The sequence below is a fragment of the Pararhizobium sp. P1_E7 genome (assembly GCF_056405855.1).
In genome coordinates this window covers 233511-247010 of record NZ_JBFUBH010000005.1, presented here as the reverse complement: position 1 = coordinate 247010, position 13500 = coordinate 233511, and the positions used below count along the sequence as shown (strand labels likewise).

14 protein-coding genes and 1 riboswitch are annotated in these 13500 nt (G+C 60.5%); of the genes, 6 read left to right on the top strand and 8 right to left on the bottom strand.

The window, feature by feature from the left end; translation table 11 throughout:
• Positions 1 to 44: 44 nt before the first annotated feature.
• Genes AC1D17_RS08475 through AC1D17_RS08465 form a run of 3 tightly spaced genes read left to right on the top strand, consistent with a single transcriptional unit; the run spans position 45 to position 3168 of the window.
• On the top strand, positions 45 to 1499 hold the full coding sequence (locus tag AC1D17_RS08475; RefSeq protein ID WP_477564988.1) for an aminotransferase class V-fold PLP-dependent enzyme: 1455 nt from the start codon (positions 45 to 47) through the stop codon (positions 1497 to 1499).
• Between the two features lie 4 nt (positions 1500 to 1503).
• On the top strand, positions 1504 to 2382 hold the full coding sequence (locus tag AC1D17_RS08470) for an MBL fold metallo-hydrolase (protein ID WP_477564987.1): 879 nt from the start codon (positions 1504 to 1506) through the stop codon (positions 2380 to 2382).
• Between the two features lie 3 nt (positions 2383 to 2385).
• The gene (locus AC1D17_RS08465; protein WP_477564950.1) at positions 2386 to 3168 is read left to right on the top strand and encodes a sulfite exporter TauE/SafE family protein; all 783 of its coding nucleotides are present in this window, start codon (positions 2386 to 2388) and stop codon (positions 3166 to 3168) included.
• Between the two features lies 1 nt (position 3169).
• On the opposite strand, the gene AC1D17_RS08460 is transcribed toward AC1D17_RS08465, so the two are convergent.
• The 5 genes from AC1D17_RS08460 to AC1D17_RS08440 form a co-directional block, all read right to left on the bottom strand.
• Positions 3170 to 3583, bottom strand: a complete 414-nt coding sequence (locus AC1D17_RS08460; RefSeq protein WP_477564949.1) for a VOC family protein — start codon at positions 3581 to 3583, stop codon at positions 3170 to 3172.
• 85 nt (positions 3584 to 3668) lie between these two features.
• Positions 3669 to 3986, bottom strand: coding sequence for a chaperone modulator CbpM (locus tag AC1D17_RS08455; RefSeq protein ID WP_477564948.1), 318 nt, complete (start codon positions 3984 to 3986; stop codon positions 3669 to 3671).
• Between the two features lies 1 nt (position 3987).
• Entirely contained in the window at positions 3988 to 4899 is a 912-nt protein-coding gene (locus tag AC1D17_RS08450; RefSeq protein ID WP_477564947.1) for a DnaJ C-terminal domain-containing protein, read from the bottom strand.
• Between the two features lie 178 nt (positions 4900 to 5077).
• A complete protein-coding gene (locus tag AC1D17_RS08445) occupies positions 5078 to 6130 on the bottom strand; it encodes a hypothetical protein (protein ID WP_477564946.1) in 1053 nt (350 codons plus the stop codon).
• Positions 6131 to 6296: 166 nt separating this feature from the next.
• Entirely contained in the window at positions 6297 to 6995 is a 699-nt protein-coding gene (locus AC1D17_RS08440) for a L,D-transpeptidase (RefSeq protein WP_477564945.1), read from the bottom strand.
• Between the two features lie 565 nt (positions 6996 to 7560).
• On the opposite strand from AC1D17_RS08440, the gene AC1D17_RS08435 reads away from it, so the two are divergent.
• The gene (locus AC1D17_RS08435; RefSeq protein ID WP_477564944.1) at positions 7561 to 9147 is read left to right on the top strand and encodes an arylsulfatase; all 1587 of its coding nucleotides are present in this window, start codon (positions 7561 to 7563) and stop codon (positions 9145 to 9147) included.
• A gap of 261 nt (positions 9148 to 9408) precedes the next feature.
• On the opposite strand, the gene AC1D17_RS08430 is transcribed toward AC1D17_RS08435, so the two are convergent.
• Positions 9409 to 9822: a nuclear transport factor 2 family protein gene (locus AC1D17_RS08430; RefSeq protein WP_477564943.1), complete on the bottom strand. Its 414-nt coding sequence runs from the start codon at positions 9820 to 9822 to the stop codon at positions 9409 to 9411.
• Positions 9823 to 10058: 236 nt separating this feature from the next.
• Here AC1D17_RS08430 and AC1D17_RS08425 point away from each other — a divergent pair, with 236 nt between their 5' ends.
• Positions 10059 to 10367 (top strand): hypothetical protein, encoded by a 309-nt coding sequence (locus AC1D17_RS08425; RefSeq protein WP_477564942.1) that lies wholly within the window; start codon positions 10059 to 10061, stop codon positions 10365 to 10367.
• Positions 10368 to 10485: 118 nt separating this feature from the next.
• Here AC1D17_RS08425 and AC1D17_RS08420 read toward each other — a convergent pair whose 3' ends face one another.
• Complete coding sequence (locus AC1D17_RS08420; protein ID WP_477564941.1) at positions 10486 to 11472, bottom strand: DUF1775 domain-containing protein; 987 nt, start codon at positions 11470 to 11472, stop codon at positions 10486 to 10488.
• Positions 11473 to 11575: 103 nt separating this feature from the next.
• The gene (locus AC1D17_RS08415) at positions 11576 to 11971 is read right to left on the bottom strand and encodes a DUF2946 family protein (protein ID WP_477564940.1); all 396 of its coding nucleotides are present in this window, start codon (positions 11969 to 11971) and stop codon (positions 11576 to 11578) included.
• A gap of 159 nt (positions 11972 to 12130) precedes the next feature.
• Positions 12131 to 12218: riboswitch (glycine riboswitch) on the top strand.
• A 142-nt stretch (positions 12219 to 12360) separates the two neighbouring features.
• On the opposite strand from AC1D17_RS08415, the gene gcvT reads away from it, so the two are divergent.
• Positions 12361 to 13500, top strand: coding sequence for a glycine cleavage system aminomethyltransferase GcvT (gene gcvT, locus AC1D17_RS08410; RefSeq protein WP_477564939.1), 1140 nt, complete (start codon positions 12361 to 12363; stop codon positions 13498 to 13500).

Sequence of the window (13500 nt, the reverse complement as noted above, 5' to 3'; positions counted from 1 at the left end):
ACGTAAGGAGATTGACCGTGGATGCAGCTCGCCCGCCGGTAAAAATGATCGCGACGCCGCTTTCGACGTTTCGCGAAACTCTCACCAGCGCCGAAGCGATCACGCAGCTTCGCGACGGACTTGTCGGCTCGAACGCGAAGATTGACGGGCCGTATGGAAGAAAGGACCTGGTCTACGCAGACTACGTCGCTTCCGGGCGGGCGCTCCACCAGGTGGAGCGTTTCGTCATCGAGGAGGTCCTGCCCTACTACGCCAACAGCCATACCGAAGCTTCGTACTGCGGAGGTTTCATGACCCGGATGAGGCGTGAAGCACGCGCGCTGATTGGCGGCTTCTGCGGCGCCACCGAAAAGCACGCCGTCATCTTCACCGGGTCCGGTGCAACGTCCGGCATCAATCGTCTGGTAAACCTTTACGGGGTGACTGACGCCGTTGCTGCGGGCAAGCCCGTTCGGGTCATCATCGGTCCTTACGAACACCACTCCAACATCCTTCCCTGGCGGGAAAGCGGTGCCGAGATTGTCGAAATCCCAGAACACGCGTCCGGTGGGCCTGACCTCACACTTCTCGAACGCGCTCTTCGGGATGGGTCACCGGAGTTGACGATATGTACGCTTTCCGCGGCGTCGAACATTACCGGGATCACGAGCGATGTTGCCACCATTACCGCGATGGTGAAGACCGCGGGCGCCAAGATGATCTGGGACTACGCAGGTGCCGGCCCCTACGTGCCCATTTCCATGTCACCAGCACCGGGCGCCGAAATCGACGCGATCGTTGTTTCTCCTCACAAGTTCATCGGTGGACCAGGCGCTTCCGGGATTCTCATCCTTCGTCGCGATGGGCTTTCCACGAACAAGCCGTCGTGGCCAGGCGGCGGCACGGTGAAATTCGTGTCGCCGCAGACGCACGATTACAGCGACAGCCTTGAGTCCCGCGAGGAGGCAGGCACCCCCAACGTGGTCGGCGACATCAGGGCTGCGATGGCATTCATCGTCAAGGATGCGATCGGAAGCGACTGGATGGCGCAACGCAATCGCGAGCTCGCACAGCGTGCTTTCGCTGCCTGGAAAGACGTGCCGCAGATGGAAATTCTCGGCCTGTCGGATCCTGATCGACTGCCTATCTTTTCCTTCCGGGTGAAAAACGGCCGGGGCGGCTATGTTCATCAGCAGTTGATCACCCGCATGCTCAGCGACCGGTTCGGTATCCAGGCTCGCGGTGGCTGCGCCTGCGCCGGCCCCTATGTCCACAGGCTGCTCTCGATCGACGATGAGCAGTCCGAGGAAATCAGGCAGGCCATTCTCTCTGGCGACGAGATCAAGAAGCCCGGTTTCATCCGGCTGAACTTCAGCGTCCTGCTGTCGGAGGAGAAGGTCCAGTTCATCCTGGATTCGGTGGCCCAGATTGCCGCCGATGCAACAATCTTTGAATCTGAATACGACGTCGATCCAAGCCGGGCGATCTTCTTTCCGCGCACCGCAGCCGGGAAAGACTGAGCCTATGCTTAAGCCTGAAATTGCCGGCTTCCATGACCCGCGCACCGGCAGTATCCAATATGTCGTCGCATGCCCGGTGACACGCAAATGCGCCATCATCGATCCGGTGCTCGACTACGACGAAAAGTCCGGATCGACCGCGACAACGAACGCGGACCTCATCCTTGACTACATGAAAACTCACGATCTCGTTTTGCAATGGATCCTGGACACGCATCCGCATGCGGATCACTTTTCGGCTGCCCGTTATCTGAAATCCCGGACAGCCGTGCCGACGGCGATTGGAGAGCATGTTCGAGACGTGCAGCAGATCTGGAAGCGATTCTACAATCTGCCAGGCCTCGCTTGTGACGGATCGCAATGGGACCGGCTATTTCGCGATGGCGAAACCTTCAAGATCGGCGAATTGGATGTCCGCGTGATGCATTCGCCGGGCCACACCCTCGCGTCGGTCACCTACCTGGCCGGTGATGCAGCTTTCATCCACGACACGCTCTTCATGCCGGACAGCGGCTCGGCCCGTGCGGATTTCCCTGGCGGAAGTGCTTCCGATCTCTGGCAGTCCATCCAGGACATTCTCAACCTTCCCGACGACACCCGCTTGTTCACCGGGCATGACTACATGCCGGGAGGGCGTCAGGCTTTGTGGGAGAGCTCGGTAGCAGAACAAAAAGCTCACAACCCCCACGTCGCAGGTCGATCGAGGGAGGATTTCATAAAGCTTCGTGAAAACCGCGATCGGACGTTGCCGATGCCGAAACTCATTCTCCACGCGTTGCAGGTCAATATCCGCGGGGGAGAGCTGCCTGAAGCCGAGGCAAATGGACAGCGCTACCTGAAAATCCCATTGGACGCGCTGCCGGGTTCGGCCTGGGGCTCGTAGACAGTGGATGGCTCTTTCCCGCAGATCTTAGCTGCCGTCGCCTCGGGATCGCTGATCGGATGCACGCTTGGACTGATCGGCGGCGGCGGATCTATTCTTGCTACGCCTTTGCTGATCTACGTCGTCGGTGTTCGCGATGTGCATACGGCGATCGGGACCGGCGCGCTCGCTGTTTCTGCAAACGCCTATCTCAATCTCGCAGGCCACGCCATCAGGGGGCATGTCTGGTGGCGATGCGCCTTTATCTTCGCCATCGCGGGGTCGCTCGGGGCATATCTCGGCTCGAGCCTGGGGAAGCTCATAGACGGGCAGAAGCTCCTCTTCGCGTTCGGCCTGCTGATGATGTTCGTCAGCTTCGCCATGCGAACGAAGCGGAGCCAGGCTCATGTCACGGCACAGTTGCTAACCATCGGAACGCACCGGAAATCCAGCCTGGTTGCCCTCTTTACCGGGCTCTGTTCGGGATTTTTCGGCATAGGCGGCGGCTTCCTCATTGTCCCGGGGCTACTGCTGGCCACAGGCATGCCGCTTATCAATGCGATCGGCACTTCGTTGCTCGCGGTCGGCACATTCGGCCTGACGACCGCCGTGAACTATGCTTTCTCCGGCTTCGTAGACTGGTTGACCGCCGGATATTTCATCGCCGGCGGCATCGGCGGCGGAATGATCGGTACAATCGCTGCTACCCGGCTTTCGGTGCATAGAGATATGCTCTCCCAAATTTTCCGATCGATCGTATTTATCGTCAGCGTCTATGTCCTGTGGCGCAGCTACGACACCTTCTAGGTCAGCCGGCGTCGGGCCCGCCCGCAACCACGCTGGTGTGATCGTTGATCTCGATCCAGTAGCCATCGGGATCCTGCACATAGGCCTGCCGGAACCCGTCGCGCCGCACGCCGATCCGGCCCACATTTCCCGGCCAGTCATAAAACGTCACGCCCTTGGCCGAAATATCGGCGACGAAGGCATCGAGGTCGTTGATGCGCAGCGCGAAATGCGTGTCTTTGGTCAGATGCGTCGCGCCAAAATCGCCCTGGATCAGATGGATCGTATCGAGGCCGCCGATCGTAAGCCACGCCACATTGGCGCTGCCGGTTCGCTCAATCGGGGTAAAGCCGAGGATATCGGTGTAGAAGGCAACGCTGCGATCAAGGTCGCGGACCAGAAGTGCAAAATGATCGAGACTATAGGTATGCCGCATCGAAAAATCCTTCCGTCATGTTGGTATCATGGCGAGGCCAGTTCAGCGGCCGCGCCGCGCCGGGCGTGACGGAGGCTGGGGCCTGCTATCGCATGCCCTCAAGCCTTTTCGCCACGCGCTCAGCAATATCGTCGTCCTGTTGGCGGATCGCATCCGTCAGCGCGTGCAGTTTGGCGCGCAGGCCATGCACCTGATCGACAAGCGCCATGATGATGTCGATACCGTCCTGGTTGACGCCCATGGTTTCGGAGAGATCGAGGATCAGCAGTCCCCGCGCCAGGTCGGCCTCGTGAAACGCCTCCTCCTTCTCGGTCAGTTCCGGAATGATCCATTGACGGTCGATCCATATCGTCAGCGTGGAGGAAACGATGCTGAGGCGCTCGCAATACTCCTGATGGTCCATGTCATCCTCCCCAGGCCTTGCGAGGATTGTGGGTTTGCCCCGCCCCCCAGGAGGTGGCGAAGGCGGTCAGGTCCGGATCGGCCGCGTCCGGCAACATGATCTTGACGGTGATGTACTGGTCGCCATTGCCGCCGCCGCGCTTGGTGACGCCCTTGCCTTTCAGGCGCAGTGTCTTGCCGGTGTTCGAATGGGGCGGCAGATTGAGCGTGACGCTACCGGATATCGTCGGGACATTGACCTTTCCGCCAAGGATCGCCTCGCGCAGCGAGACCGGCATCTCGATCCGGATGTCGTCCCCATCGCGGGTGAAGACCGGGTGGGGCCTGACGTGGATCTCGATCAGCGCATCGCCGGCCGGACCGCCGCCGGACCCGGGGTCGCCCTTGCCGCGAAGCCTGAGCGTCTGGCCCTGCTGGGTGCCGGGTGGCACCTGCAGGTCGAGCACGGTTCCGTCCGGCAGCGTGATCTTCTCCTTCGAGCCGTTGACGGCGTCGAGGAAATCCACCTCCATGGAGAACTGCAGATCCCTGCCCTTTGCGCGCATTGGCCCCCTCTCCCGCCGTGAAAAGAAGCTGGAGAAAATATCGTCCGTGTCGGTAAAATCGGAAAATCCGCCGGTGCTCTGGTAGCGCGCGTCACCGCCCGGCGCGCCTGCATATTCCCGGTAATAGTTTCGCGGCGCCTGTTCGGTTCCCGAGCCATCGATCTCGCCCTTGTCGAAGCGGGCACGCTTGTCCTCGTCGCCCAGCACCGAATAGGCCTCGGAGATCGTCTTGAAACGGTCCTCGGCACTCTTGTCTCCCGGATTGAGGTCCGGATGAAGCTTTTTTGCAAGCTTGCGATAGGCGCTCTGGATTTCTTTTTGCGTCGCGGTTTTCGCCACGCCGAGGGTTTTGTAGGGGTCGTTGGCCATTGGGCTCCCGCAGCAAGCATTGTCGTGATTGTGAAGATAGGTCATCTGCGTGCGAGAGCAAGCATTTGGCATGCGCCGAACAGGCAGTGGAGAGCGGAATAGCCGAACGCTGCAGCTTGGCCGGGGCAAACCGTCACTCAAGCGTCAAATCAGACATGAATGACGCCGGCCCTCAGGCTCACCGCCCGTCGAAGGGGTCCGCCAGGGCAGCATCGGGACGGCTGATCGGATATTTGGTGGCGGAAATGCTCGCCGCCAGCTTTTTCGGCCCCTGCGCCTTCAACAGTGCGCGAAAACTCGGATGCATGCCGCCGTCGGAATAGGCGCTGAGCGTCGAGCTGGCCGGAATGGAAGCGGTGATTTCCGTGTCGAGCTTGCGTTCCTCCGCCTCGATCCTGGCCATCGCCTGCGGTTCGAGCTGGTTGGTCACCGGCGGGCAGGCTGCCAGCGGATCGGCCGGCTCGCCGCCCTCGAATTCCTTGTTGAAGACATAGCGGCGCTCGCAGACCGAAACCTTCGGCTGCCGGCGTGTCACCTCGAAGGCGTCGTAGCCCTCTTTCATGGTGCGCCAGAACGACATGTTCGGATCGCCGCGATGCGTCGCCATGTTCTGCGCCGTCATGCGGAAGGGATAGGCCTGAACCTGGAACGTCTCCTGTCCGCTCGAAAGCGCTTTCTGGACGATCGCGTAGATCTCGCCGACGCCCTGGTCGGTCATCGCATAGCAGCCGGACGAGGAGCAGGCGCCGTGCACCATCAGCGCCTCGCCCGTATAGCCGAGCGCCGATTCCAGCCGGTTGGGATAGCCGAGGTTGAAGGAGACATAGAACTGTGAGTTCGGGTTCAGCATGCCGGCCGAGACATGATAAAAACCCTCCGGCGCGTGGCGGTCGCCGATCTTCGTCTTCGGGCCCAGTTCGCCTGACCAGCGGCAGATCGGATAGGTCTTCAACAGCGCGTAGGCACCCGTCTTGTTGACCTTCCAGACTTCCAGCTCGCTCTCCTGCTTGAAGATGCGCACCAGAACCGGGCTTTCCGGCTTCATGCCCTTCTTCGACATTTCGGCGATCATCTTGCCCGACAGTTTCGGCGGCGCCTCGGAGAGATCATCAAGCGCCATGCAGCCCGACAGGGCAACGCCAAGGGCAAGCGCCGCCAATGTCCGCGACAAAACCTTGCGGGCGGAGCTGATGCGCGTCGTGGCGCGATAAAGGGGATGCCGAGAATTCATGAAAGCGTCTATCGCTGCAAATCGTGCCAAAGTTTTGTCGGGCGTGTCAAATCAGAACAATCGTCCGCATGAGCATGAGAGAATCGGACATCGCGGTTAGCGTCCGGTTAATATCGACCTTGCGGCTTGCGGCAGGCAGACGCGACCGCGCCTGCCCCCGCAAGATTTACTGCCAGACGACGATCTTCGCTTTGGCAGGGACGCGCTGATAAAGGTCGATCACATCCTGGTTCATCAGCCGGACGCAGCCGGACGACACCGCCTTGCCGATCGACTGCCATTCGGGATTGCCGTGCAACCGGTAGAGCGTATCCTCGCCATTCTGGAAGATGTAGAGCGCGCGGGCGCCCAGCGGGTTTTTCAGACCGGGCTCCATGCCGCCATTTTCGATCGAGTATTTGGCAAGGCTCGGCTGGCGCGCAACCATTTCGTTCGGCGGCTTCCAGCGCGGCCAGGCCTGGCGCCAATGGATGACGCCGTCACCCTGCCAGGCAAACCCCTCGCGGCCGATACCGACGCCATAGCGCATTGCCGTGCCGCCCGGCTCGATGACATAGAGCAAACGCGACGGCGTATCGACGACGACGGTGCCGGGCGGCTCGCCGGTCCGGTCGGCCACGCGCTGGCGGTAGAATTGCGGATCGATCTGCTGATAGGGGATCGCCGGGATCAGATAGCCGCCATCTTCGACCGGACCGTACATCACCTGCAGCTCGGCATCCGATGGCGGACCGATTGGGCGCGTGATCCGCGCCGGTGTCGGCGCTGTACGGCCGCCCGGCATGGATGTGGAACAGCCGGCAAGCGTACCGGCTGCGAGTACACCGAGAAAACCGCGGCGGGAGAAACTGTGATCGGTCGTCATGAGCCTCGTCAATTCGCTATTCGGCACTATGTCCGGCTCGCCTGGACGAAGCGTGTGGCATGCTCGCCAGTCGAGCATGGCGCTACACGTTCCACCCAGCAGGAATCGGATCAAAGCTCTTATGCAGGCAATCGCCGCCGTTTCCAACAGTGACTTGCGGTTGTGACGTCAAGTTTCCCGCCCGGTCACCACATCGTGATGTGTCCTTGCGTGAAAGACACAGCAGGCCGTGGTTCGAGGCGTTTCTGGCGAAAAGACGGAAGCGAAACGAGCTTGCCTCACGCGAGAGCCGCAAGGCTATTTCTTGCATCTTGCCGGCAGCCAAGGCGTGTCAGAAGTTGCGCTGCTGCCGGTTGAATGCCTGGCGTCAACCAAAGCTTGTCATTGAACCTGGCGCGATGTGCCCATAAGGTATCCTTGCGACTGTAGCGTGCTTTAACGTGCCGTAGCGTCTTGTAACGTGCCAAAAAAGGCGACAAACCGTTCAAGGCGAAGCACAGTCTGCCATTACATAGGAGAGCGAAATGCCGACCATTTTTTCACCTGCCCGGGAGAGGAACCCGTCATGAGCCAGACTTTTTCCAGCCGCCTCCTGGCGGCCAGCGGTGCCATTGCACTGACGATGGCCGTGCCGTTCGCGGTGCCCCCGGCAATGGCGCAGGATGCCGCCAAGCCGAACATTCTCGTCATCTTCGGCGACGATATCGGTCAGACCAACATCTCGGCCTATTCGATGGGTGTGGTCGGCTACAAGACGCCCAACATCGACCGCATCGCCAAGGAAGGCATGATGTTCACGGACTATTATGCCGAGAACAGCTGCACGGCGGGGCGCTCGACGTTCATCACGGGCCAGGTGTGCCTGCGCACCGGTCTCTGCAAAGTCGGCATTCCTGGCGCAGCCGTTGGCCTTCAGCCGCGCGATATCACTATCGCTCAGGCGCTGAAGCCGCTTGGTTATGCGACCGGCCAGTTCGGCAAGAACCATCTCGGCGATCGTGATGAATACCTGCCGACCAATCACGGCTTCGACGAATTCTTCGGCAATCTCTATCACCTCAATGCCGAAGAGGAACCCGAACAGCCATATTACCCCAAGGACGATGAGGCGTTCGTAAAATCGAATTCGCCGCGAGGTGTTCTCAAGGCCTCGGCGGACGGCAAGATCGAAGATACCGGTCCCTTGAACCGCAAGCGCATGGAGACGGTTGACGACGAGACGACAGCCGCGGCAATCGACTTCATGGGAAGAAAGGTCAAGGAAGGCAAACCCTTCTTTACCTGGATGAATACGACCCGCATGCATCTGTTCACACATGTTCGCGAGTCGATGAAAGGCCAGAGCGGTATGCCGGGCAACGACTATGCCGACGGCATGATCGAGCACGACGGCGATGTCGGCAAACTGCTGAAGGCACTCGATGACCTTGGTATAGCCGACAACACGATCGTCGTGTACACGACCGACAACGGACCGAACCAATTCTCCTGGCCGGATGCGGCAACCACACCCTTCCGCAGCGAGAAAGACACAAACTGGGAAGGCGCGTTCCGCGTTCCCGCCATGATCCGTTGGCCCGGCCACGTCAAGGCCGGCGAGGTCTCAAACGAGATGGTATCGGGTCTCGACTGGTTCCCGACGCTTGTCGCTGCCGCGGGCAATACCGACATCAAGGATCAGTTGTCGAAAGGCACGGACATTTCGGGCAACCAGTTCAAGGTGCACCTCGACGGCTACAATCAGCTTCCCTACCTGACGGGAGAGCAACCCAAGTCGGCACGGCATGACTTCTACTACTTTAACGACGACGGCGAGCTCGTTGCCTACCGCTACGACAACTGGAAGATCGTCTTCTGCGAACAGCGGGAACCGGGCGGCTTTAAGGTTTGGGCCGATCCCTTCGTTTGCCTGCGCGCGCCCAAGGTCTTCAATCTGAGAATGGACCCGTTCGAGCGTGCGGACATCGTCTCGGACCAGTATTACGATTGGACGGCTAAGAACGCCTACTTGTTGCAGTACGGGGTCTGGCGTGTCGCTCCCTTCCTGCAGACGTTCAAGGAATACCCCCCAAGCCAGCGTCCGGCCAGCTTCAGCATCGACCAGATGATCGAAGCGATCATGGCCTCTCTGCAGCAGAGCCCCGGCAAGTAAGCAGAAGATCGTATCCCGGCGCCGCCAAGTTGCGGCCGCCGGGATGCATGCATGGACTAGTCGGGACGGGATCCCGCACCCCACGACATCATCGGAGGGGAAGTGCCGAGCGGCTGGCATTCGGCCTACAGGCACGGCAGAGACAAGTTAAATCAAAAGCCTGCCGAAGAATCTTAATTCGAAATTTTCCCGCGATCAGTTCGCACGGGACCTTCTGCCCGCCGGGCATCATAGGATATCGGATATCCACTTCAGCGTGCTCTAAGCGTCAAGCAAACCGACCGTCTCCGCGACCATCAACGTATCGACGAATTCGGTCAGGTCGATGATCTTGCCGTCCTTGAAGGTGAAACGATCAAGGTATTCCGTGTGGATTTCCTGACCGCCCCGGTAGCGGATCGGCCCTGCCCGATGGGCAAAAACCGTATCGCCGTCCACATAGAGGCGGGTGGTCTTGATCTGAGACATATCCCAATCGCTGACCAGCCCACGGATAACGGTATCGACGGCCACCGGTTCGCAGACCCGTTGTGCCATCGGTGCCAGCTTGCCGCTGCCGACGAGGCAGAAACTGAAGCCGGGTCCGGTATGGGACATCAGCGCGTCGATGTTGTTGACCGCGCGTGCCTCGTAGAGCTTGTTGACGATGCCTTCCAGTGTTTCCCTATCCGTCATGTGCACCCTCCCCCTTGGTTGAAGGAAGTGTGCCATATTTAAGAAAGGCCGCAAGTACCGGGGCTGCAGATGCAACGGCACGCTTTCCCGACAGCCGGCACTCCCCTTTCCCTTCGGACGATCGATAGGATTTGCCTTAAATGCCAGCGCCCGATTTCACCGCGGTGAAAGGGCGTCAGGGATAAGAAGGGTCGATTGCCATATCCGAAGGAGCGCCCGGCAAGGGCAGATCGTCAATGACCCTGGTCGTCACCATGTCAGCCACAACGGCGGCTTATGCGGCGGAAGCCGTCAAGCCGTCCGCACGCATGAGCGGCGATGGCCCGACCGATGAGGCGATCACCCTGCTCTCCGTGCGGCCGAAAGACGATGCGGCCAGTGCCCATGCCGTTGCCGCCCTTCGCAGCCCGACGGCGCTGTCACTGATGCTGATGACCGCCAATGGCCGCCTGCCGCAGGGCACGCGCGGCGAAGCGGTGCGCCGCTACATGGAGTTCGGTCCGGACGAACCAGACTCAGACGATGGCGACGAAGCCACGGAATGACGACAAGACCGGCGACTGACGTCGGCTCCTAACGTTGCAAGCGTTCCATGCAGGTCGCGAAAACAATGGCGGCGCAGTCTGCCGCGCCGCCGTCCCTTTCGTGAAAAATCCACAGAACTCAGTTGTGTTTATGCGCGCCACCGGCCGCATTGCCGACCGCGAGCACGTAGTCGACCTTGCCTGCCTTTTCGAAGGTGAGTGTCACCGGGATTGTGTCACCCTCGGCAAACGGCTTTTTCACATCCATGAACATCAGGTGCAGGCCGCCGCTTTGAAGCGTGACGGTTTCGCCAGCCGGAATGGTGACGCCGCTCTCAAGCTTGCGCATCTTCATCACCTCGTTCTGCATGCTCATCTCGTGCATCTCGACGCGGCCTGCTGCCGGGCTTTCGACCGAGAGCAGCGTGTCGTCTTCAGCCCCTTCATTCTTGATGACGAAGCCGCCGCCACCGACCTTGGCGCCAGGCAACATCGCCTTGACCGCGCCGCCGGAAATTTCCAGCGAACCGATCTTGACCGGCACACCCCCGGTTGCCCCCATGCCGGACATCGCCGCCATGTCGTGCCCCTCGTGACCGCCGGCCTTGGCAGGGGTGACCGTCACCGTCGGCGCCGGATGCTCCAGCGCATGAGCGCTCTGGCCTGCCGCGGCAATCTCATCCCAGACGACCTTGCCGGAGGTACTGCAAAGCTGCGTAACCGGGAAAGCGATCACAGTCTGCGTGTTAAAGCCTGAAATTTTGCCGCTGATGACGAAGGTGTCATAGTAGTCATCCGGCAGGTTGCCATTCTTCCAGCGTATTTCCAGCGGGCCGGACGTGACCGCCTTGCCGTGGTTGTCGTAGCTCTTCTGGTAGTCGCCCTTGATGATCTCGATGTCCCAGCCGGCTTTGGGCTGCGGCTTGGCGAAAACGAAACCCTCGGGCAGTTTGACCTGGACTTCGGTCGTGGCCTTGCCGTCGCAGCCATGGGGGATCTGCAGCACCGCCTTGAAGCTGCTTTCGGATGCCACCTCATCGGTTTCGAACGAAGCATGCGCATGGGCTGAGGCGGCGGCACCCAGCGAAAGTGCGAGTGCAAGAAGTGTGATTCTGGTCTGTGTCATCGATCTGTCTCCGGACCGGCCCTGCAAACTCATGACAGGACGGTCAATGCCGCGTCAGGCGGCTGAATGCTCTGGATAATATGGAAATCGCCGGGCGGCGCTGTCAGAGCGCGAACGGAGGGGCGCGCGATTGCGGCAAGAGGCGCGGATGCGAGACGACACGCGCCTCGATATCCGGTTGGGTCGAGGCAAGAACCGCTGACCGGATGAGGAGATAGCCCTCGCCTGCCGGTGAGGGCAAAAGTACGGAAGCCGCAAGCCGGCAATAGTCGCAGACCGGTGCCAGCTCTTCATGCGAGGAACCGTGATCGCTCTTTTCAACACCATCCAGACCGAAGCAGATATCGCCGGTGGTTCCGTCCGGCAAAACATAGTCCGCTGACATTGCCGGCGTGATCTGGCGGGCGAAAAGCGGCTGATGGGCAAATGACAGGAACAGCAAGGCAAGTGCTGAAAGCACCCGCACAGTCACCCGCATCTGTCGCTTGGCTTTCGCCATCGATGATCTCCGTCTCGCGACTTGCGTTATCGCGCGGGAGGGAAAAAAGCAAAGGCTGATTTTCTACATCGGGCCGCAAGATTGAACAGCCACGACAAAAATCTGTTTGGGCGCGACACTTTGCGCTTGCCAAGCCGCCGGCATCGCCGTTATCTGAAATCGATCTTGTTGGGAGAACCCGGGTAATACCGGTGCCGAAGGAGCAACCGCCCCGGAAACTCTCAGGCCAAAGGACCAACAAGATGCCGGTAGGACTCTGGAGAGAAGCGTTTTCGCTCGCCGAAGGGATAACAATCTCAGGCAAAGGGACAGAGGGGGCTCGAGGAAACGTCGCACGACATGCGCCGTGGAGATGAGCGGGCGCGTCGCGCCAGACCTGGAGGCCGGACTTGAACGAATATTCCCCTTTGAAACAGACACCGCTGCATGCGCTGCACCTGTCGCTCGGCGCCCGGATGGTGCCGTTCGCCGGTTATGACATGCCGGTGCAATATCCRCCCGGTGTGATGAAGGAGCATCTCCACACGCGCTCCGCCGCCGGCCTTTTCGATGTCTCGCATATGGGACAGGTGATCCTGCGTCCGAAATCGGGCCGGATCGAGGATGCGGCGCTGGCGTTGGAGACGCTCGTCCCCGTCGATGTGCTCGGTCTTGCCGAAGGGCGCCAGCGCTACGGACTTTTTACCAATGACGACGGCTGCATCCTCGACGACCTGATGATTGCCAATCGCGGCGATCACCTGTTCCTTGTCGTCAATGCTTCCTGCAAGGAAGCAGACTTCGCCCATCTGCAGAAGCATCTCGGCAAAACCTGCGATCTGACCCTGCTGGACGATCGTGCGCTGATCGCGCTGCAAGGTCCCCGCGCAGAAGCGGTGCTGGCTGAACTCTGGGCCGATATCGCCACCATGCGCTTCATGGATGTGGCGGAAGCTGCACTTCACGATGTTCCCTGCATCATTTCGCGCTCCGGTTATACCGGCGAGGACGGCTTTGAAATTTCCATTCCGGCCGCCTCGGCAGACGACGTGACGCGCCGCATCCTCGAACATCCAGACGTCATGCCGATCGGCCTTGGTGCGCGCGATTCGCTGCGTCTCGAAGCCGGGCTGTGTCTTTACGGAAACGACATCGACACCACGACAACGCCGGTGGACGCTGCCCTCGAGTGGGCGATGCAGAAGGCCCGCCGGACGGGTGGCGCCCGGCAAGGCGGCTTTCCCGGTGCCGAAGTCATTCTTCGCCAGTTCACAGATGGTGCAAGCCGTCGTCGCGTCGGCCTGAAGCCGGAAGGCAAGGCGCCGGTGCGCGGTGGAGCGCCGCTCTTTGCCGATGCCGAAGGCAAGGTGCCGGTCGGCACCGTCACCTCCGGCGGTTTTGGCCCCAGTGCGGATCATCCCGTCGCCATGGGCTATGTCGATACCGCCCACACCGCCAATGGCACCCCGGTTTTCGCGGAGGTGCGCGGCAAATATCTGCCGATCACCGTCTGCGCCCTCCCTTTCGTCACCCCGACCTACAAACGCTGA

What these genes read in the sequence shown, in the direction of transcription:
- AC1D17_RS08430 (WP_477564943.1), bottom strand. Translation starts at nt 9,822, where the DNA reads ATGACGGATAGGGAAACACTGGAAGGCATCGTCAACAAGCTCTACGAG.
- AC1D17_RS08435 (WP_477564944.1), top strand. Translation starts at nt 7,561, where the DNA reads ATGAGCCAGACTTTTTCCAGCCGCCTCCTGGCGGCCAGCGGTGCCATT.
- AC1D17_RS08445 (WP_477564946.1), bottom strand. Translation starts at nt 6,130, where the DNA reads ATGAATTCTCGGCATCCCCTTTATCGCGCCACGACGCGCATCAGCTCC.
- AC1D17_RS08415 (WP_477564940.1), bottom strand. Translation starts at nt 11,971, where the DNA reads ATGGCGAAAGCCAAGCGACAGATGCGGGTGACTGTGCGGGTGCTTTCA.
- AC1D17_RS08420 (WP_477564941.1), bottom strand. Translation starts at nt 11,472, where the DNA reads ATGACACAGACCAGAATCACACTTCTTGCACTCGCACTTTCGCTGGGT.
- AC1D17_RS08460 (WP_477564949.1), bottom strand. Translation starts at nt 3,583, where the DNA reads ATGCGGCATACCTATAGTCTCGATCATTTTGCACTTCTGGTCCGCGAC.
- AC1D17_RS08455 (WP_477564948.1), bottom strand. Translation starts at nt 3,986, where the DNA reads ATGGACCATCAGGAGTATTGCGAGCGCCTCAGCATCGTTTCCTCCACG.
- AC1D17_RS08440 (WP_477564945.1), bottom strand. Translation starts at nt 6,995, where the DNA reads ATGACGACCGATCACAGTTTCTCCCGCCGCGGTTTTCTCGGTGTACTC.
- AC1D17_RS08425 (WP_477564942.1), top strand. Translation starts at nt 10,059, where the DNA reads ATGACCCTGGTCGTCACCATGTCAGCCACAACGGCGGCTTATGCGGCG.
- AC1D17_RS08475 (WP_477564988.1), top strand. Translation starts at nt 45, where the DNA reads ATGATCGCGACGCCGCTTTCGACGTTTCGCGAAACTCTCACCAGCGCC.
- AC1D17_RS08470 (WP_477564987.1), top strand. Translation starts at nt 1,504, where the DNA reads ATGCTTAAGCCTGAAATTGCCGGCTTCCATGACCCGCGCACCGGCAGT.
- AC1D17_RS08450 (WP_477564947.1), bottom strand. Translation starts at nt 4,899, where the DNA reads ATGGCCAACGACCCCTACAAAACCCTCGGCGTGGCGAAAACCGCGACG.